General features: G+C 73.2%; 16 protein-coding genes. All 16 read left to right on the forward strand.

Features of this window, described 5'->3' with window-relative positions:
- Positions 1-1889: penicillin-binding protein 2 (locus tag AB0G11_RS42825; protein WP_357592614.1), on the forward strand; the 1889-nt coding region annotated here is incomplete at its 5' end.
- A gap of 40 nt (positions 1890-1929) precedes the next feature.
- On the forward strand, positions 1930-3462 hold the full coding sequence (locus AB0G11_RS42830; RefSeq protein ID WP_357592616.1) for a UDP-N-acetylmuramoyl-L-alanyl-D-glutamate--2,6-diaminopimelate ligase: 1533 nt from the start codon (positions 1930-1932) through the stop codon (positions 3460-3462).
- Positions 3459-4883 (forward strand): UDP-N-acetylmuramoyl-tripeptide--D-alanyl-D-alanine ligase, encoded by a 1425-nt coding sequence (murF, locus tag AB0G11_RS42835; protein WP_219502298.1) that lies wholly within the window; start codon positions 3459-3461, stop codon positions 4881-4883. Before AB0G11_RS42830 ends, murF begins: the two co-directional genes overlap by 4 nt.
- The gene (mraY, locus tag AB0G11_RS42840; protein WP_219502300.1) at positions 4880-5935 is read left to right on the forward strand and encodes a phospho-N-acetylmuramoyl-pentapeptide-transferase; all 1056 of its coding nucleotides are present in this window, start codon (positions 4880-4882) and stop codon (positions 5933-5935) included. The genes murF and mraY overlap by 4 nt, the downstream gene beginning before the upstream one ends.
- Complete coding sequence (gene murD / locus AB0G11_RS42845; RefSeq protein ID WP_357592618.1) at positions 5920-7299, forward strand: UDP-N-acetylmuramoyl-L-alanine--D-glutamate ligase; 1380 nt, start codon at positions 5920-5922, stop codon at positions 7297-7299. Before mraY ends, murD begins: the two co-directional genes overlap by 16 nt.
- Entirely contained in the window at positions 7296-8582 is a 1287-nt protein-coding gene (ftsW, locus tag AB0G11_RS42850; RefSeq protein ID WP_219502302.1) for a putative lipid II flippase FtsW, read from the forward strand. Before murD ends, ftsW begins: the two co-directional genes overlap by 4 nt.
- Before the next feature lie 12 nt (positions 8583-8594).
- Positions 8595-9671 carry an undecaprenyldiphospho-muramoylpentapeptide beta-N-acetylglucosaminyltransferase gene (murG, locus tag AB0G11_RS42855; RefSeq protein ID WP_219502304.1) on the forward strand — a complete coding sequence of 359 codons (1077 nt, stop codon included), beginning with the start codon at positions 8595-8597 and terminating at the stop codon, positions 9669-9671.
- Entirely contained in the window at positions 9668-11080 is a 1413-nt protein-coding gene (gene murC / locus AB0G11_RS42860) for a UDP-N-acetylmuramate--L-alanine ligase (protein WP_357592620.1), read from the forward strand. The genes murG and murC overlap by 4 nt, the downstream gene beginning before the upstream one ends.
- Before the next feature lie 86 nt (positions 11081-11166).
- Positions 11167-11829, forward strand: a complete 663-nt coding sequence (locus AB0G11_RS42865) for an FtsQ-type POTRA domain-containing protein (protein ID WP_219502308.1) — start codon at positions 11167-11169, stop codon at positions 11827-11829.
- A gap of 342 nt (positions 11830-12171) precedes the next feature.
- Positions 12172-13692 carry a cell division protein FtsZ gene (gene ftsZ, locus AB0G11_RS42870; protein ID WP_357592622.1) on the forward strand — a complete coding sequence of 507 codons (1521 nt, stop codon included), beginning with the start codon at positions 12172-12174 and terminating at the stop codon, positions 13690-13692.
- 167 nt (positions 13693-13859) lie between these two features.
- Positions 13860-14552, forward strand: a complete 693-nt coding sequence (locus tag AB0G11_RS42875; protein WP_219502312.1) for a YggS family pyridoxal phosphate-dependent enzyme — start codon at positions 13860-13862, stop codon at positions 14550-14552.
- 139 nt (positions 14553-14691) lie between these two features.
- Positions 14692-15192 carry a cell division protein SepF gene (gene sepF / locus AB0G11_RS42880; protein ID WP_049564089.1) on the forward strand — a complete coding sequence of 167 codons (501 nt, stop codon included), beginning with the start codon at positions 14692-14694 and terminating at the stop codon, positions 15190-15192.
- An 80-nt stretch (positions 15193-15272) separates the two neighbouring features.
- The gene (locus AB0G11_RS42885) at positions 15273-15566 is read left to right on the forward strand and encodes a YggT family protein (protein WP_049564087.1); all 294 of its coding nucleotides are present in this window, start codon (positions 15273-15275) and stop codon (positions 15564-15566) included.
- Positions 15567-15673: 107 nt separating this feature from the next.
- Positions 15674-16540 carry a DivIVA domain-containing protein gene (locus tag AB0G11_RS42890; protein ID WP_219502314.1) on the forward strand — a complete coding sequence of 289 codons (867 nt, stop codon included), beginning with the start codon at positions 15674-15676 and terminating at the stop codon, positions 16538-16540.
- Positions 16541-16581: 41 nt separating this feature from the next.
- Positions 16582-18882, forward strand: a complete 2301-nt coding sequence (locus tag AB0G11_RS42895; protein ID WP_357592624.1) for a hypothetical protein — start codon at positions 16582-16584, stop codon at positions 18880-18882.
- A gap of 99 nt (positions 18883-18981) precedes the next feature.
- Positions 18982-19617: an MBL fold metallo-hydrolase gene (locus AB0G11_RS42900; protein WP_219502317.1), complete on the forward strand. Its 636-nt coding sequence runs from the start codon at positions 18982-18984 to the stop codon at positions 19615-19617.
- Positions 19618-19669: the final 52 nt, after the last annotated feature.

Here is a 19669-nt window from a genome sequence, read left to right on the forward strand (position 1 = left end):
GCCCCAGGGGACGCACGCGCGACGGCTCCGACGGGCACCGGGGCCGCGACGGCGGGGAGGGCTACCGCAGCGCCCGCGAGGACGGCGGCCGCCGTCCACCGCCCCGGGGGCCGCGCCAGGGCGGCGGGCGGCCGCCCGTGCCGCCGAGGCCGCCACTGGTGCTGCGCCTGGGCAACCCGCGCCGGCGGATCAACATCGGCCTGATCGGCATGACGTTCGTGCTGTCGATCTTCGCCGGCCGCCTGATCCAGATGCAGGGCCTCGACTCCAAGGTGTACGAGGCGGCGGCGGTGGACCAGCGGCAGCAGACGGAGGAGATCCAGGCCAAGCGCGGCTCCATCACCGACGTGAACGGCCACGACCTGGCCGTGACGGTCGAGGCGCGGGAGATCGCCATCGACCCGACGAAGGTGCCCGAGGAGGTGCGCGGGAAGGTGGCCGCGCTGCTGGCGCGCCATCTGGGCAAGGACGAGCGCGAGCTGGCCGCCAAGCTGGCCCGCGTCGACACCCGCTACCAGCTCCTGGCCAGGGACGTGGAGCCGGTCGTGGCCACCCGCCTGCTGAAGGAGCCGATCCCGTCGCTGACGGCCACGGAGACGTACCGGCGGGTCTACCCCGGCGGCGACCTGGCGGGCAGCCTGATCGGCTTCGTCGGCGACGAGAAGAGCGGCCTGGCGGGCATGGAGCAGGCCCGCGACTCGGTGCTGGCGGGGCGTGACGGCGAGGTGCGGATGGAGACGGGCCGTGACGGCCTGCGCATCCCGATGACCAGCAGCCAGCGCACGCCGCCGGTCGACGGCCGTGACGTGCGGCTGACCATCGACCGCGACATCCAGTGGGCGGCCCAGAAGGCGATCGCCGAGCAGACGAGGAAGTCGGGCGCGAGCAGCGGCACCGTGATCGTCATGGACGTCCGCACGGCGCAGATCATCGCCATGGCCAACGCCCCCGAGCTCGACCTGGCCAACTGGCGCAAGGCGCCCGAGTCGCACTACGTCAACCGCGCCGCGGCCGAGGTGTTCGAGCCGGGCAGCACGAACAAGGTGATCACCGCCGCCGCCGCGCTGGAGGCGGGCGTGGTCGAGCCGGGCACGGTGTTCCACGTCAAGGACAACATCCAGTGCGCCGACCGGGTGCTGCGCGACGCGCACGCGCACCCGCCGCAGAACATGACCTTCCAGCAGGCCGTGGCCGAGTCGAGCAACGTGGCCACGGTCATGGCCGCGCGCAAGGTCGGCAGCCAGGGCCTGTACGAGATGCTCAAGGCGTTCGGGTTCGGCACGCGGCCGGGCGGCGGGGTGCCGGGCGCGGAGGCCGGGCTGCTGCCCGACTACAAGACCTGGTCGGGCAGCCAGAGCTGCACGGTCGCCTACGGGCAGGGCGTCTCGGTCACGGCGCTGCAGATGGCCAGCGTCTACCAGACGATCGCCAACGGCGGCGTCAAGATCGAGCCGCAGATCGTCGCCGGCACGACGGACGCGGCGGGCAGGTTCGTCCCCGCTCCTCCTGGTAAGCAGACCAGGGTGACCAGCGAGGAGACCGCCAAGGAGATCAGCACCATGCTCGAGGCCGCGGTGAGCGCGGAGGGCACCGGCGAGCTCGCCGCCATCCCGGGCTACCGGGTGGCGGGCAAGACCGGCACGGCCAACCGCTACGATGCCGAACTCGGCCGCTACGACGGCTACACCGCCTCGTTCGTGGGCTTCACGCCCGCCGACGCGCCCCGGCTGGTGGTGCTGTCGGTGCTGCAGAACCCCAAGAACGGCCACTTCGGCGGGCAGCTGGCCGCGCCGGTGTTCAAGGATGTGATGACGTTCGCCATCAAGAGCAGGAAGATTCCTCCCACAGGCTCCGCCGCCTCCCCGGTGCGGACACGCGCGGGACAGTGACCGGGAAAGGTACGCTGCCGCCGTGCGTCCCCCGTCGTCTATGCGTCCAACGAGCAGTCCGCCCCGCCCGCTGACCGGGCTGGCGACCATGCTCGACGCCGGTTCAGGCACCGCGCGCTCGCCGCGCGCCGCGCTGACCGGCGTCACCATCGACTCCCGCCAGGTGCGGCGCGGAGATCTGTACGTCGCCCTGCCGGGCGCCAGCGCCCACGGCGCGGACTTCGCCGCCGAGGCGCTGGCCCGCGGCGCCGTGGCGGTGCTGACCGATCCCGGCGGCCGTGACGCGGCCGTCGCCACCGGCCTGCCGGTGCTGATCGTGCCCGATCCGCGCGCCGTGCTGGGCCAGGTCTCGGCCTGGGTCTACGGCCGGCCCGCCGACGGCATCACCGTCCTCGGCGTGACCGGCACCAGCGGCAAGTCGACCACCACGTTCCTGCTGGAGGCCGGGCTGCGCGCGGCCGGGCACACGGCCGGCCTGGTCGGCGGCGTGGAGATCCGCGCCGGAGAGCTGCGCTTCGAGGCCAGGCTGACCACGCCGGAGGCCTCCGAGCTGCACGGCCTGTTCGCGCTCATGCGCGAGCAGGGCGTCACGGCGGCCGCCATGGAGGTCTCCAGCCACGCGCTGGCGCTGGGCCGGGTCGACGGCGTCTGCTACGACGTGGCGCTGTTCACCAACCTGTCGCAGGACCACCTCGACTTCCACAAGGACTTCGACGACTACTTCGCCACCAAGGCCAGGCTGTTCCAGCCGGAGCTGAGCCGCTGCGGCGTCACCAACCTCGACGACGCCTACGGCCGCGAGCTGCTGAGCGTGGCCAAGGTGCCGATGACGACGTTCTCGGCACTGGGCGACCCGGAGGCCGACTGGCGGGCGCTGGACGTCCGGCTGGGCGCCCACGGCAGCGAGTTCCTGGTGGCCGGTCCGGGCGGCGTGGAGGCGCGGGCGCGGATCTCGCTGCCGGGCCCGTTCAACGTCGCCAACGCGCTCGGCGCGATCGTCACGCTCGTCGAGTCCGGGGCGCCGCTGTCCGACGCCGTGCGCGGCGTCGGCACGCTGACGGGAGTGCCGGGCCGCATGGAGCGGGTCACCGGCTCCGGCGACGCGTTCCAGGCCGTCGTCGACTACTCGCACAAACCCGCCGCGGTCGAGTCGGTGCTGCGCTCGCTGCGCGAGGTCACCGACGGCACGCTCACGGTCGTGCTCGGCTGCGGCGGCGACCGCGACTCGGGCAAGCGGCCGCTCATGGGCGAGGCCGCCGCCCGGCTGGCCGATGTGGCGGTCTTCACGAGCGACAATCCCCGTTCCGAGGACCCGCTGCACATCCTGGCCGCCATGATGGAGGGGGCGCTCCGCGTTCCCCGGCACGAGCGCGCCCATGTGATCATTGAGCCCGACCGCGCCGCGGCCATCGACCTGGCGGTCGGCCGCGCCGGGCGCGGTGACGTGATAGTCGTGGCCGGCAAGGGCCACGAGCAGGGCCAGTACGTTTCAGGCGAGGTGATCCCCTTCGACGACAGGGAGGTGGTCGCCGCCGCGATCGACGCACGCAAGGAAAGCAGGAAGCACGCATGATCCCGTTGCCTCTGGCCAGGATCGCCGAGATCACCTCGGGCGCCCTGTCGGGCATGGCCGACCCCCGCGCGGTGGTGCGGGGTCCCGTCGTCATCGACTCGAGGGAAGCCGCGCCGGGATCGCTGTTCGTCGCCTACAAGGGCGCCCGGGTCGACGGCCACGACTTCGCCGCGCAGGCGCTGCGGGCCGGCGCCGTCGCGGTGCTCGCCGGCCGCCCGGTCGAGGGGCCCGCGATCATCGTGCCCGACGCCACGGCCGCGCTCGCCGAGCTGGCCACGGCGCAGGCCGCCGCGCTGCCCTCGGCGACCGTGATCGGGGTGACCGGCTCGGCCGGCAAGACCACCACCAAGGACCTGCTGGCCAGGCTCACCGCCCGCATCGGCCCGACGATCGCGCCCGCCGGCAACCACAACAACGAGATCGGCCATCCGCTCACGGTCCTCAAGGCCGACGCCACCACCCGCTACCTGGTGCTGGAGCTGAGCGCCCGCAGCATCGGCAACATCGCCGACCTGGCGCGCATCGCGCCGCCGCGGATCGGCGTGGTGCTCAACGTCGGCACCGCCCACCTCGGCGTGTTCGGCGGCAAGGAGGCCATCGCCAAGGCCAAGGGCGAGCTCGTCGAGGCGCTGCCGGGCGACGGCGTCGCCGTGCTCAACGCCGACGACCCGCTGGTGCGCGCGATGGCCTCGCGCACGCAGGCGCGCGTCACCCTGTTCGGCCGATCCGAGGACGCGGTCGTGCGGGCCGAGGAGATCACCGTGGACGAGCGCGGGCGCGCCGCGTTCACGCTGCGCACCCCCTCGGGCGCGGCTCCCGTGAGGCTCAAGCTGTACGGCGGCCACGCGGTGGACAACGCGCTGGCCGCGGCCGCGGCGGGCTACGAGCTGGGCCTGCCGGTCGCCACCATCGCCGAGGAGCTGTCGCAGGCCGAGCCGCGCAGCCGGTGGCGGATGGAGGTCACCGACCGGCCCGACGGCGTCACGGTCGTCAACGACGCCTACAACGCCAACCCCGACTCGATGCGGGCCGCGTTCGAGGCGCTGGCCGCGCTCGGCCGGGGCCGGCGCCGGTTCGCCGTCATCGCCGCCCTGCGCGAGCTGGGTGACGAGAGCCAGGAGCTCAACACCGAGCTCGGCCGGCTGGCGGGCGGCAGCGGCCTGGCGGGCCTGGTCGTGGCAGGCGCCGACGCCGGGCCGGTGCTCGAAGGCGCGCACGAGGCCGCCAGGCGGCTGGCCGAGGCGGGCGGGCCCCCGGGAGCGGGCGGGCCGCCGCTCATCACGCACGTGCCCGACGCGCAGGCGGCGGCGGCCGAGCTGGGCCGGTGGCTGCGGCCCGGTGACGTCGTGCTCGTCAAGGGCCCCCGGGCCATGGGTCTCGAACGCACGGCCGAGCTGCTGCTCGGGGGTGCCGCCCAGTGACCGACATCATCATCGCCGGCGCGGTGGGGCTGATCCTCTCCATGCTCGGCACCCCCCTCGCCATCCGGCTGTTCTCCAGACGCGGCTACGGCCAGGAGATCCGCGAGGAGGGCCCGTCCGGCCACCACGGCAAGCGTGGCACCCCCACCATGGGCGGCACGGTCATCGTGCTGGCCTCGCTGCTCGCCTACGGCGCATCCCACCTGGCCACGCTGGCCAAGCCGACGATCTCGGGGCTGCTGGTGCTGTTCCTGATGACCGGGCTCGGCGCCGTCGGCTTCCTCGACGACTTCATCAAGATCTACAAGCAGCGCTCCCTGGGCCTGCGCAGTGGCGCCAAGGCGCTCGGCCAGCTCATCATCGGCGCGATCTTCGCGGTGCTCGTCACGCAGAACCCCAACATCTACGACATCACGCCCGCCGAGCCGAGGCTGTCGTTCCTGCGTGACTTCGGCCCGTCGATCGGCATCGTCGGGTTCACCATCTGGGTCCTCATCATGATCGTCGGGTTCTCCAACGCGGTGAACCTCACCGACGGCCTCGACGGCCTGGCCAGCGGCGCCACCGGCGTCGTCCTCGGCGCGTACGTGCTGATCGGCAACTGGCAGCTGCGCAACAACTGCATCGACCAGCTCGGCCCCAACTGCTACTGGGTGCGCGACCCGCTCGACCTGGCCGTGGTGGCCGCCTCCGTGCTCGGCGCCCTGGTCGGCTTCCTGTGGTGGAACGCGCCCCCCGCCAAGATCTTCATGGGCGACACCGGCTCGCTCGCGCTCGGCGGCGTGCTGGCCGGCCTGGCCATCGCCACCCGCACCCAGCTCCTGCTCATCATCCTGGCCGGGCTCTGCGTCGTCATCACGATGTCGGTGATCATCCAGGTGGGCTTCTTCAAGATGACCGGCAAACGGGTGTTCCGGATGGCGCCGCTGCAGCACCACTTCGAGCTCAAGGGCTGGGCCGAGACCACGATCGTGGTGCGCTTCTGGCTGGTCGCCGGGCTGTGCGCGGCGCTCGGGCTCGGCCTGTTCTACTTCGAATGGATGCCCCGCTGATGAGCCTCACCTGCGTCGCCGGGCTCGGCGTCTCCGGCACCGCCGCCGCCCGCGTGCTGGCCGCGCGGGGCGAGCGGGTCGTCGTCGTGGAGTCGGCCGAGGGGGAGCGGCAGCTCGCCGCCGCGGCCGAGCTGTCCGGGCACGGCGTCGAGGTCAGGTTCGGGCCGCTGGAGCTGCCCGAGGGCGTCACCCGGCTGGTCACCACCGGCTGGGCGCCGCACCACCCGCTCATCGCCGCCGCCCTCGACGCGGGCGTCGAGGTGGTCGGCGAGGTGGAGCTGGCGTGGCGGCTGCGGTCCGGCCGGGCCGCCCCCTGGCTGGCGCTGACCGGCACCAACGGCAAGACCACCGCAGTGCGCATGCTCACCTCCATCCTGCTCGCCGCCGGGCGCAAGGCCGCCGCCGTCGGCAACGTGGGCGTGCCCGTGGTGGAGGCCGTGGGCGAGCCGTACGACGCGCTCGCCGTCGAGCTGTCGAGCTTCCAGCTCCACTGGTCCTCCACGCTGGCCCCGCACGCCGCCGCGATCCTCAACCTGGCGCCCGACCACCTCGACTGGCACGGGTCCATGGAGGCGTACGCGGCCGACAAGGGCCGGCTGTACGAGCGGGCCGGCACCGTGATCTACAACGCCGACGACCCCGAGGTCGCCCGGCTGGCCGCCCCCTACCCGGGCGCCGTCGGCTTCACGCTGCGCGTGCCCAGGCCCGGCCAGGTCGGCGTGGTCGAGGACCTGCTCGTCGACCGGGCCTTCGTCGCCGACCCGGCCGAGTCGGCCGAGGAGCTCGCCACGCTGGCCGACGTGCGCCCGCTCGCGCCGCACAACGTCGCCAACGCGCTGGCCGCCGCCGCGCTGGCCCGCACCCTCGGCGTCTCCTCGGAGGCCGTACGGCAGGGCCTGCGCGACTTCACGCCCGACCCGCACCGCCTGGCCCACGTGGCCCGCGTCGGCGAGGTCGACTACGTCGACGACTCCAAGGCCACCAACCCGCACGCCGCCGCCGCCGCGCTCTCGTCCTACCCGTCGATCGTGTGGGTGGCCGGCGGCCAGCTCAAGGGCGCTGACGTGGACGAGCTCGTCCGGCAGGCGGCCCCCCGGCTGCGCGGCGCGGTGCTGCTCGGCGCCGACCGGGCCCGGATCGCCGAAGCTCTCGCGCGACACGCGCCGAATGTCCCCGTCGTGGACATCTCCGGCCAAGACACTGGTGTGATGGACCGAGTCGTCACCGAAGCCTCCCGGCTGGCCTCCCCCGGAGACACCGTGCTGCTGTCCCCGGCGGGCGCGTCGCTGGACATGTTCGCCAACTATCCGGCGCGAGGGGAGGCCTTCGCGCGTGCCGTACGCGGGCTAGAGGCGGCCACGTGAGCGCGCCGGCCTCCGAGAAGGAACAGCGCTCGCGCGCCACGCAGGAGCCGTCAGGCTGGGCCCGCGAGCAGCTCGTCTCGCTGCGGGAGCTGCTGGACAAGCCGCTCACCACCTACTACCTGATCATCGGGTGCGTGACGCTGCTGCTCGCGCTCGGGCTGATGATGGTGCTGTCGGCCTCCAGCATCGAGGCCATGCACAAGACCGGCAGCCCGTTCTCCTGGTTCATCAGGCAGTCGATGTCGGCCGCGCTGGGCGTGCTGGTCATGTGGCTGTGCACGCGGCTGCCGTACAAGGTGTTCCGGTGGGCGGGCTACCCGCTGATGGCGCTGTCGATCATCGCGCTGATCCTGGTGCTCGCCTTCGGCCGCTCGGAGCTGGGCGCGCAGCGCTGGCTCGACCTCGGCCCGATCTTCCTGCAGCCGTCGGAGCCCGCCAAGCTCGGGCTGGCGCTGTGGGGCGCCGACCTGCTGGCGCGCCGGGCCCGCGCCGGGCGCATCGAGTGGCGGCACATGCTCATCCCGCTCATGCCCGGCACCGCGATCCTGGCCACCATGGTCATGCTCGGCAGCGACCTCGGCACCACGATCGTGCTCTTCATGATCTTCCTGGCGCTGCTGTGGGTGGTGGGGGCGCCGGTCAAGCTGTTCGGCGGCATCCTGGCGCTGGCCATGCTCGCCGCGATCATCATGATCCGGGTGGAGCCGTACCGGATGGCCCGCGTCGGCTCCTTCCTCGACCCGTGGGCCGACGCGCAGGGCGCCGGCTACCAGGCGGTGCAGGGGCAGATCGCGATGGGCTCCGGCGGCTGGTTCGGGCTCGGGCTGGGCAGCAGCCGGCAGAAGTGGTCGTGGCTGCCCCACGGCGAGAGCGACTTCATCTTCGCCATCCTCGGCGAGGAGCTCGGGCTCATGGGCACGCTGCTGGTCGTGGCGCTGTTCGGCCTGCTCGGCTACGCCGGGCTGCGCGTGGCGACCCGCGTCAACGACGCCTTCGTCCGGCTCGTGGCGGTCGCCGTGGTGGCCTGGATCGTCGGCCAGGGGCTCGTCAACATGGGCGCCGTGCTCGGCGTGCTGCCCATCACCGGCATCCCGCTGCCGCTGGTCTCCTACGGCGGCTCGGCGCTGCTGCCGACGCTGGCCGCGCTGGGCATGCTGCTGTCGTTCGCCAAACGGGAGCCCGGAGCGCGCGAGGCCTTGGCCGCACGTGGCCCCGGACCGGCCGCCCGGGGCCTAAGCTGGCTTGGCCTGGGGCGTACGAGCAGACGCCGAGACAGACGTTAGGGAGTGACCGACATGAGGGTGGTCCTCGCCGGTGGCGGGACGGCCGGGCACATCGAGCCGGCTCTCGCCCTGGCCGACGCGCTACGCCGCCTCGATCCGGGTGTCGGCGTCACCTGCGTGGGCACCGACAGAGGGCTGGAGACGCGCCTGGTCCCGGCCCGCGGCTACGAGCTGGAGCTGGTCCCCGCCGTGCCGCTGCCCCGGGCGATCACCCCGCAGCTGCTCACCGTCCCCGGCAGGCTCGCCGGGGCGGTCAACGCCATGGCCGCCGTCCTCGACCGGGTCCGGGCCGACGTCCTGGTCGGCTTCGGCGGCTACGTGGCCACCCCCGCCTACCTGGCCGCCAAGCGGCGCGGCGTGCCCATCGTCGTGCACGAGGCCAACCCGCGCCCCGGCCTGGCCAACCGGCTCGGCGCCCGGCTGACCGACCACGTCTTCACCGGCTTTCCCGACAGCTCGATCGGCAAGGCCGAGTTCATCGGCACCCCGCTGCGCCGCGAGATCGTCGAGCTCGACCGGCTGTCCACCGGCGACAAGGCGCGCTCGTGGTTCGGGCTGCAGACCGACCGGCCCACGCTGCTGGTGTTCGGCGGCTCCCAGGGCGCCCGCTCGATCAACGAGGCCGCGCTGGCCGCCGCCCCCGCGCTGCGCCGCGCCGGGGTCCAGGTGCTGCACGTCATCGGCCCCAAGAACACCGTCGACCACGAGCCGCCGCCCGGCGACCCGCAGTACGTCCTGCTCCCGTACGTGGACCGCATGGACCTCGCCTACGCCGCCGCCGACCTGGCGGTGTGCCGCAGCGGGGCGCTCACCTGCGCCGAGCTGACCGCGGTCGGACTCCCCGCCGCGTACGTGCCGCTGCCCCACGGCAACGGCGAGCAGCGGCTCAACGCCGAGCGCGTCACCGCGGGCGGCGGCGGGCTGCTCGTCGACGACGCCGAGCTGACCGCCGAATGGATCGTCCACCACGTGCTGCCCGTCCTCCACGACCCCGAACGGGTCGCCGCCATGTCGGAGGCCGCCTCCACACTGGGGAGGAAGGACGCCGACCTCATACTCGCCAGGAAAGTGTTGGAGATAGCCCGATGAGCCTCGTCAAGCTGGTCGATCCCGTAGCCGCAGAAGACCTGGGCCGGGTGCACTTCATCGGCATCGGTGGCGCGGGCATGTCGGGCATCGCGCGCATCCTGCTCAAGCGCGGCGTGCGCGTGTCCGGCAGCGACGCCCGCAGTGGCGAGCAGGTCACCGAGCTGCGCGAGCTGGGCGCCACCGTGCACATCGGCCACGCCGCCTCCCACATCCGCGACGTCGACACCGTCGTCGTCTCCACCGCCATCCGCGACTCCAACCCCGAGCTGGGCGAGGCGCTCAAGCAGCGGCTGCGGGTCATCCCGAGGGCCGCCGCGCTGGCCTCCGTCATGGCCGGGCGCACCGGCGTGGCCATCGCCGGCACCCACGGCAAGACCACCACCACCTCGATGCTCACCGTCGCCCTGCAGAAGTGCGGGGCCGACCCGTCCTACTGCGTGGGCGGGCAGCTCGTCACGACCGGGCTCGGCGCCGACGAGGGGTCCGGGCAGGTGTTCGTGGCCGAGGCCGACGAGAGCGACGGCTCGTTCCTCATGCTGGCGCCCGAGATCGCCGTGGTGACCAACGTCGAGGCCGACCATCTGGACAACTACGGCGACCCGCGCGCCGTGCACGACAGCTTCGCCCGCTTCGCCGAGCGGATCGGCTCGCTGCTGGTCTCCTGCTCCGACGACCCCGGCGCGGCCGAGGTGGCCGCCCAGGCGCGGGCGCGCGGGCTGCGCGTGGTGACCTACGGCGAGCAGGGCGACTACCGGATCTCCGGCGTGCGGCCCGACGGGTTCGGCACCGTGTTCACCGTCGAGGGCCCCGGCGGGCGCGGCGGCGAGGTGCGGCTGGCCGTTCCCGGCGCCCACAACGCGCTCAACGCCACCGCGGTCATCGCCGTGGCCGACGAGCTGGGCCTGCCCTTCGAGGAGATCAGGGACGGCCTGGCGGCCTTCACCGGGGCCAAGCGGCGCTTCGAGGCCAAGGGCGAGGCGGGCGGCGTGGCCGTGTTCGACAGCTACGCCCACCACCCGACCGAGCTGGCCGCCGACCTGCGGGCCGCCCGCGACGTGGTCGCCTCCTACTCCGGCCACGGCCGGGTCATCGCGATCTTCCAGCCGCACCTCTACTCGCGCACCCGCTTCTTCGCCGACGAGTTCGGCGCCGCGCTCGGCCTGGCCGACGAGGCGATCGTGCTCGACGTCTACGGGGCCCGCGAGGACCCCGAGCCGGGCGTGTCGGGCGCGCTGGTCGCCGGGCGGGTGCCGCTGCCCGCCGAGCGGGTCGCCTACGCGCCCGACCGCGCCTCGGTGCCCGCGCTGGTGGCCGCGCGGGCGCGGGCCGGCGACGTCGTCCTGACGATGGGCGCGGGCGACGTGACCGAGCTCGGCCCGCAGATCGTCGCCCGCCTGTCGGGCGGCTGACACGGCTGACACGCGGGCGTGGCGCCACGGCCTCCCCCGGGCCGGCGGCGTAGGTTCGGGGGTCACAGGGTGACGCGGGGAGGGCGATGAAGGCGCGGAAGGTGTTCCTGGTGCTGCTCACCGCCGGAGTGGTGGGGACGGCGGCGTGGCTGATCTTCTTCTCGCCGGTGCTGGGCGTGCGATCGGTGGAGATCGTGGGAAATGTCACAGTGCCCGCCGACCGGATCAGGCAGGCGGCCCAGGTCCCCGACCTGCACCCGCTGGCGACCGTCGACCTGGCCGGCGTCCAGGCCCGGGTGCAGGCCATCAGGCAGGTGGCCGGTGCCAAGGTCGACCGGGTCTGGCCGGGCACCCTGCGCATCGAGGTCGCCGAGCGCGAGCCGGTCGCCCAGGTGCCCGCCGGGAGCCAGGTGGCGCTGATCGACAAGCTCGGCGTGGTCATCGAGGTGCAGGACGTCGCGCCGCCGCTGCTGCCCGTGCTGAAGGTCGCCGCGCCCGCCGCGGGCGACCCGGTCACCATGGCGGCGCTCAAGGTCGTCGAAGGGCTGCCGGGGGAGCTGGCCGGGCGGGTGCGCCAGGTGGCCGCCACGACGGCCGAGGACGTCACGCTGACGCTCTCCGACGGCCGCACGGTCATCTGGGGCGGCGTGGACCGCCCGGAGGCCAAGGCGCGCATCCTGGCGAGCATGCTGCGGCGCGAGGCCGAGGTCTACGACGTGAGCTCGCCCGACGTGGTGACGCTCAGGTGAGGATCGGCCCTCATGGTCACCCGGGCGGCCAAACTCGGGGCCGCGGCACCGCCGAGCCTGTCCGTCGCGGGCCTCCCGCCGTGAGAGCCTGTACCCCGGGTAACGGCGGTGGAGGCCCCCGACCAGGCGTGACCACGGAGCGAAACGGACAGCCCGCGACACGCCGGACGTGCTTGCGGCGCGGTTAGTTGACCCGCGCGGAGCGTAACTCCTACTGTCCGTATCAATCTCAGGTTGACATAAATCTAAATCTCAACTTGAGGTTGAGAGTTACCCGAACTGACAAGACGCGGAGAAATCCGCACCGAAATGGCAAGTCAACGAGCGGAAAGGCCCCTCGTCGTGGCAGCACCGCAGAACTACCTCGCGGTCATCAAGGTCGTCGGCATCGGCGGCGGCGGAGTGAACGCCGTCAACCGGATGATCGAAGAGGGACTCAAGGGCGTCGAGTTCATCGCGATAAACACCGACGCCCAGGCGCTGCTGATGAGTGACGCCGACGTCAAACTGGACGTGGGCCGCGAGCTCACGCGCGGCCTCGGCGCGGGGGCGAACCCCGACGTCGGCCGCAAGGCGGCAGAGGACCACCGGGAGGAGATCGAGGAGGTCCTCAAGGGGGCCGACATGGTCTTCGTCACGGCCGGCGAGGGCGGCGGCACCGGCACCGGCGGCGCGCCCGTCGTGGCCAACATCGCCAGATCGCTGGGCGCGTTGACGATAGGCGTAGTCACCCGGCCGTTCAGCTTCGAGGGCCGCCGCCGCGCCATGCAGGCCGAGGCGGGCATCGAGACGCTGCGCGACGAGGTCGACACCCTCATCGTCATCCCCAACGACCGGCTGCTGTCGATCTCCGACAGGCAGGTCAGCGTCCTGGACGCCTTCAAGGCGGCCGACCAGGTGCTGCTCTCCGGTGTGCAGGGCATCACCGACCTGATCACCACGCCCGGCCTGATCAACCTCGACTTCGCCGACGTCAAGTCGGTCATGTCGGGCGCGGGCTCGGCGCTCATGGGCATCGGCCACGCGCGCGGCGACGACCGCTCGGTCGCGGCGGCCGAGATGGCCGTCTCCAGCCCGCTGCTGGAGGCCAGCATCGACGGCGCCCACGGCGTGCTGCTGTCGATCGCGGGCGGCTCCGACCTCGGCCTGTTCGAGATCAACGAGGCGGCCCAGCTCGTCTCCATGGCGGCCGCGCCCGACGCCAACATCATCTTCGGCACGGTCATCGACGACGCGCTCGGCGACGAGGTGCGGGTCACCGTGATCGCCGCGGGCTTCGACGACCTGCCGCCGGCCGAGAAGCCGCTGCCGCGCCCGCAGGCGCGTCCCGCCGCCCAGGCGCCGGCGCAGCCCGCCGCGCCGCCCGTGCCGCCGCCCGCGCGCTCCAGCACGCCACCGGCCGCCGTCAAGCCCGAGCCCAGGCCCGAGCTCCGCCCGGAGCCGCGCGCCGAGTTCAGGCCCGAGCCGCGCCCCGAGCCCCGCTCCGAGTTCCGCCCGGAGTCGCGTCCCGAGCAGCGCGCCGACTTCAGGCCCGAGCCGCGCCCCGAGCCCCGCGCCGAGTCGCGTCCGGAGCAGCGTGCCGACTTCAGGCCCGAGTCGCGTCCCGAGCCGCCCCGTACGGACTTCAGGCCGGAGCCCCGGCCCGAGTCCCGCCCGGAGCCGGCCCGGCCCGCCGAGAGCGCCCAGGAGCCGGCCGCCGGCCAGGACGACCAGCCCGGCCCGGTCTCCATCCCGCGGCCCACCCCGGAGCCCGCCAACCCGCCCACGCCCATCACCTCCCGCATGTCGGAGCCCGCCAAACGTCGGCCGGTGGTCTTCGAGGAGCAGGAGGAGGAGCTCGACGTCCCCGACTTCCTCAAATAGCACCGCAGGCCCCCGCCGCTCCCTCGTCCATCCAGGGGAGCGGCGCCGCTGTGTCAGGGGCCTGTGACCCTCTTCTCGTACGTGACCGCGGACCGTTCCCACCAGGGGGGCGGGGCCGTGGCGGGGAGCCGGGTGCGGGAGGATGGGGGCGCACAGGAAGGAGAGGCGTGCGAAGGGAAGAGATCGCCTCGGGCCTCACCGAGGTCGAAGGACGCATCGGGGAGGCGTGCCGGGCGGCGCGGCGTGACCGGGGCGAAGTGACGTTGATCGCCGTGACCAAGACCTACCCGGCCGACGACGTGCGCATCCTGGCCGAGCTGGGCCTGCGCGACGTGGCGGAGAACCGGGACCAGGAGGCGGCGGCCAAGGCGCGCGAGTGCGCCGGGCTCCCGCTGACCTGGCACTTCGTCGGGCAGCTGCAGACCAACAAGGTCCGTTCCGTCGTCGGCTACGCCGACGTGATCCACTCCGTCGACCGGCTCCGGCTGGTCGAGGCGATCAGCCGCGAGGCCGTACGGCAGGGCCGCGAGGTCGGCTGCCTGGTCCAGGTGGCGCTCGACGACGATCCGGCCAGGGGCGGCGCCCGTCCCGCCGAGGTGCCCGAGCTCGCCGCGCAGATCGCCGCCGCGCCGGGCCTGTGGCTCGGCGGAGTCATGGCCGTGGCGCCGCTGGGGGAGGACCCGGGGGCGGCGTTCGCGCGGCTGCGCGAAGTGGCGCTGGCCGTACAGGACCGGCATCCACGTGCCACGATGATTTCGGCGGGTATGAGCGACGATCTGGCCGAGGCTGTCGCGCACGGCGCCACACATGTGCGGATCGGTACGGCGTTGCTCGGCCGCCGCAAGCTCTTCGTCAGGTAATGTCCCCTCAAGTGGGTCTTCAAGGCCCGCGATCCGGTAGAGGTCGATCAGCGGTGAGCTCCAAGGGGGTACGGCTACCGCCTCGGGCCCGGCGACAGGCCCGAGCGAGTGCGACCATGAGCAGGAGGACGACTTAGCGATGGCCGGCGCGATGCGCAAGATGGCGGTCTACCTCGGTCTCGTGGAGGACGACCGCTACGAGAGGTACGAGCCCTACACGGATGAGTACACCTACGAGGACGACGGGCCGCGAACCGGCGAGGAACGTCCCGTAACGGTCCAGGACCGTGAGGAGGAGGCCGAGCCCGGGGTCCCCGCGCCGCGGCCCGCCACGACCGTCCTGGAGCGCCGTACGACCGATCTGGCCCGCATCACGACCCTCCACCCCCGGACGTACAACGAGGCCCGGACCATCGGCGAGCACTTCCGCGACGGCACGCCGGTCATCATGAACCTGACGGAAATGGTTGACAGCGACGCAAAGCGGCTGGTCGATTTCGCGGCAGGTCTGGTCTTCGGGCTACATGGCAGCATTGAACGTGTTACCAACAAGGTGTTCCTGTTGTCCCCTGCCAATGTCGAGGTGACCGCCGAGGACAAGGCTCGAATCGCGGAACGCGGGTTCTTCAACCAGAGTTAGAGTCTCTGTATGCCTATCGGATCCAACCAGGTCTCCCCGAGACCGGGCGGACACATCGGAAGTGGAGGGACGGCCGGACCGTGGGGATCGTAAGCCAGATCTTGGTCGTCGTCCTGTCTCTTTATCTGGTGCTGCTCATCGGCCGAATGATCTTCGAGACAGTGCAGGCTTTCGCCCGGCAGTGGCGGCCTTCAGGGGTCGTCCTCGTGCTCGCCGAAGCCACATACACCGCAACCGACCCGCCTCTCAAGTTCCTCCGCCGTTTCATTCCCCCGCTCCGGTTGGGTACGGTGGCCTTTGACCTAAGCTTCACTGTCCTCTTCATCATCGTCCTGCTGCTGATCAACATCGTAGGATCGTTCGGCGGCCGATGAGTGGGGGCCGCGGGGCACAGGTCGTGATCCAACTCGTGTCCGCGCTGAAGTGATTCGGGTTACCGTCCCTCCGGACAGACTCCAAAGCGCGCCAAGGAGACCAAAAGATGCCGCTTACGCCCGCTGATGTGCGGAACAAGCAGTTCAGCACGACCCGGTTGCGACCGGGCTACGACGAGGAAGAGGTCGACGCGTTCCTCGACGAGGTCGAGGCCGAGCTTGACCGCCTCATCCAGGAGAACGAGGAGCTGCGCGCCAAGCTGGCCGAGTGCCTGCGCGGCAAGGTGCCTGGGGGCATGAACATGCCCATGGCCTCCGCGCCGGTCCAGGAGCAGCCCAAGCCGGAGATGATGCAGCCGCCGCAGCCGGAGCCCATGCGGGCCCCCGAGCCGCAGCCGCAGCCCCAGCCGGTTCCCGTGGCCATGAACATGCCTCCCGCCGAGGACAACATGGACACCGCGGCCCGCGTTCTCGCCCTCGCCCAGCAGACCGCCGACCAGGCGATCGCCGACGCCCGCCGCGAGGCCGACGAGACCGTCACCCGCGCCCGCCGCGAGGCCGACGAGATCCTCACCAAGGCCCGCCGCCAGGCCGAGCAGGTCATCGGCGACGCCCGCGCCCGCGCCGAGACGCTCGAGCGCGACGCCCAGGAGCGCCACCGTCAGGCCATGGGCTCCCTCGTCCAGACCCGCGACGAGCTCGAGCGCAAGGTCGAGGAGCTGCGCAGCTTCGAACGCGAATACCGCAGCCGCCTCAAGCTCTACCTGGAGAACCAGCTCGCCGAGCTCAACGTCTCCGCGGAGGGCAGCGGCGGGTTCCCGGTCATGTCGGGCGGTCCCGGCGCTCCCGCCATGTCGCACGCCGTGCCTCAGGGTGGTCAGCAGCCTCTGCCCGGTGGCCAGAACCCGTTCGGCGGCGAGGCTCCGCAGGGCGCCTTCCCCGGCGGTGACGGTCCCCACAACGACCGCCGGTAAAGTAACGGGTCGACCGGACCCGTCACTCGAAAGAGCCCCTAGTGATCCTTATCAGTGCTGGTTTGGTGCTCGCGGCGGTCGTGCTGCTGATCGCGGGCTTCGTACTGGCCAAGCCGTTCCTGATCATGTGGTCCATCGTGGTCAGCGTGCTGTCGGCGCTGTTCCTGGTGATCGGAGCGCTGCTGCGGCGTCACGAGCTGTTCCCCGGTGGTGGGCAGGCCGCTGCGCCGGCCACCCCCCCTCCGGCAGGGCTCGTGCCCCCCGGGGCGCCGCACCCCCGCACCGGCCCGATGACGACCTCGGCAGGGACCTCGATGGGGGCCCCGATGGGGACACAACAGCCGTCCGGTCCGCACCCGTACCAGCGGACTCCGGCGATGCCCGCACCTGTGCCCGCGCCCGCGGCCCGGCCCGCGCAGGCACCCGCGACGCACCGCCCCGCGACGGCCGGAGGGATCTCCCCGGACGCGATCGTGCTGGTCATTCCCGGACGCAGGCGCTACCACGTGCCGGGATGCCGCCAGCTCGCCGGACGGGATCACGAGGAGCTCACGTACGAAGAGGCGCGGGAGGAGGGCTTCACGCCCTGCACCGCCTGCCTCCCGGACGCCGCGCTCGGCGGACGGCAGCTGCCGCCTGCCGCCGACCCCGAGCCCGCGGTCTCCGCCGCACATCTGGCCGAACCCGCCGAACCCACGCGCGACCTGCGCTCCCCGGTCGCCCCGCCGAAGTCCGGTCCCCAGGCTTCCACCCCCACCCCGTCCGGTTCATCCGCGTCGCCGGGCTCGCCCGCTTCGTCTGCTTCGCCTGATGAGCGTGCGACCGGGTCGCGTGCCGAGGCCGCAGCCGCCTCGCCCGCCGAGGGCCGCCCCGCGCCTGCCGACGGCCCGTCCGCCTCGCCCGCCTCGTCCGCCGAGGACGGTGAGAGCGCGTCCGGCTGGTTCGCCCGCCCGGCCGCCAAGCCTGACGACACCCCCTCCGGCTCCCGCCCCAGCGGCAGCGCCACGGCCTCCGACGAGGACGAGACGGAGACCAGGACTTCCCTCCCGCTGCCCGGCGCCAAGCCGGGGCGGCCCACTGCCGACCGCGACGCCGCCCGCGCCGCCGACCGAGACGCCGGCCCGGCGGACCGCGATCCCGACACCCAGCCGCAGCCGCGCGTCACCGCCGACGGCACGCCGGTCCCGCAGCCTCCCGCCGCCGCCCCGGGCCGCACGGAGCGGCCCAGCGCGTCGGGCGGCCCGTCCGCTTCCGGCCCGTCCTCTTCCAGTACGTCCCGCCAGGCTGAGGCGGCCTCCGAGATGACGCCGCCCAGCGGGGTCAGGCGACCCGCCGCAGGCGGCGCCCGGCCCGGCTCCCCAGCGGGTGACGCGCCGGAACGCCCGGCCTCGTCCGCGGAATCGGCCCGCCCCAGCGGCCCCCTGCCCTCCGGCACGAACCCCAAGAACGCCACCCCGGCCGACCGCCCCTCGACAGGCAACGCGAAGACCGCCGCCCCGGCGGGCGCTTCCAAGGGCGCAGCCCCGGCCGGCACATCCAAGGGCGCTGCCCCGGCCGACGCCCCCAAGGGCGCTGCCCCGGCCGGCGATCGCAAGGGGACGAGCTCGGCCAGTGACTCCAAGGAGACCGGCCCGACGGGCGGTTCCCAGGGGACCGCTCCCACCGGCGCCTCACGAGGGGCCGCCCCGTCAGACGCCACCCCGAGCAGCGCCGGAACGGGTGGAACCTCAGGTGGCGGCAGATCTACGGGCGCTTCCGCGAGCGGAGCCGCCGGAACCTCCGGGAGTGGCAGGCCGACGGGCGCCGCCGCGAGCGGGGCCGCCGGAACGGGTGGCGCGTCGGGTGGCGGCACCTCTACCGGTGCCGCCTCGACCGGCGCCAAGGGCCCCGTGACCGAGGGCCCCGCGCCCAAGGACCCAGCGCCCAAGGGTTCCGCTGCCAAGGGCGGGGCCGCTTCGGGCAGTGGGGCCGGGAAGGGGGCCGCGGAAGGCGGTGCCTCCGGCGCGGGCAAGGGGAAGGCGCAGTCTCGGGCAGCCGAGGAAGGGACGGCCGGGACGGCGGGGGAGTCCGCTGGTCCGGGGCGCCCGACTTCGTCGGCGGAGTCAGCCAAGGGGACGGCCGGTGCCGCGGGCAAGGGCCGTGAGGCCGCCGCTGCCCAGGGCAAGAACGGCGGCGGGACGGTGAAGGTCATCGTCGGGACCCGGCGCTACCACAGCACCGCGTGCCCGCTGATCCAGGGCGCCGGCGACTCGGGCGTGGAGACCATGACGCAGGCGCAGGCCGAGGCGGCCGGGCTGACGAGCTGCTCGGTCTGCCAGAACGAGCGCGAGACCGTCGGCTGACATCGACGACACCGCCCCGCGTCCGAGAGGGCGCGCGGCGGGTTGAGCTGTACGCGAAGCCGGGCCTGCGGGGCGATGTACGGGCGGCAGGATGGCCGCATGAGGCTCACCAAGTACGGACATGCCTGCGTACGGCTGGAGAAGGATTCGCGGGCACTGGTCATCGACCCCGGAATGATCATGCCGGACCCCGCCGCCCTGGCCGGGGCGGAGGCGGTGCTGGTCACGCACGAGCACTGGGATCACTTCGACGCCGACCGGTTGCGGGCGGCGGCCGAGGAGAAGCCGGACCTCGTCATCTACACCTGTGAGGTCGTGGCGCGGAAGCTGCCGCAGCTCGCCGAGCGGGTGCAGGTGGTGCGGGGCGGTGACGTGGTGAAGGCGGCCGGGTTCGAGGTGGCGGTCGTGGGGGAGCGGCACCATGTGAGCCACCCCGACGTGCCGCCGGTGGGCAACGTGGGGTTCCTGGTCGACGGGGAGGTGTTCCACCCGGGTGACGCGCTCACCGTGGTGGACGTGCCGACGCTGCTGGTGCCGGGGCAGGCGCCGTGGATGACGGTGCCCGACCTGATCGGCTATCTGCGGACGATGCGGCCGCGCAGGGCGTTCGCCGTGCATGACGGGCTGCTCAACGAGTGGGGGCTGAAGGTGCTCGACGGCGTGCTGGAGAGCGAGCGGGACGGCCTGGGCGCGGACATCCGGCGCCTGCCCGTGGGCGGCACCGTGGACCTCTGACGCCCCCGCCCCGCCCCCGGCCGCGGCGCGACCCGGTCCAGGCGTGACCCCG

Source organism: Nonomuraea sp. NPDC023979, assembly GCF_040639085.1.
GTDB lineage: Bacteria > Actinomycetota > Actinomycetes > Streptosporangiales > Streptosporangiaceae > Nonomuraea > Nonomuraea ceibae.

Bases quoted from the DNA above. Each gene is read 5' to 3' on its own strand.
- AB0G11_RS42830 (WP_357592616.1), top strand. From the start codon at position 1,930: ATGCGTCCAACGAGCAGTCCGCCCCGCCCGCTGACCGGGCTGGCGACC.
- murF (WP_219502298.1), top strand. From the start codon at position 3,459: ATGATCCCGTTGCCTCTGGCCAGGATCGCCGAGATCACCTCGGGCGCC.
- murD (WP_357592618.1), top strand. From the start codon at position 5,920: ATGGATGCCCCGCTGATGAGCCTCACCTGCGTCGCCGGGCTCGGCGTC.
- murG (WP_219502304.1), top strand. From the start codon at position 8,595: ATGAGGGTGGTCCTCGCCGGTGGCGGGACGGCCGGGCACATCGAGCCG.
- murC (WP_357592620.1), top strand. From the start codon at position 9,668: ATGAGCCTCGTCAAGCTGGTCGATCCCGTAGCCGCAGAAGACCTGGGC.
- AB0G11_RS42865 (WP_219502308.1), top strand. From the start codon at position 11,167: ATGAAGGCGCGGAAGGTGTTCCTGGTGCTGCTCACCGCCGGAGTGGTG.
- sepF (WP_049564089.1), top strand. From the start codon at position 14,692: ATGGCCGGCGCGATGCGCAAGATGGCGGTCTACCTCGGTCTCGTGGAG.
- AB0G11_RS42890 (WP_219502314.1), top strand. From the start codon at position 15,674: ATGCCGCTTACGCCCGCTGATGTGCGGAACAAGCAGTTCAGCACGACC.
- AB0G11_RS42900 (WP_219502317.1), top strand. From the start codon at position 18,982: ATGAGGCTCACCAAGTACGGACATGCCTGCGTACGGCTGGAGAAGGAT.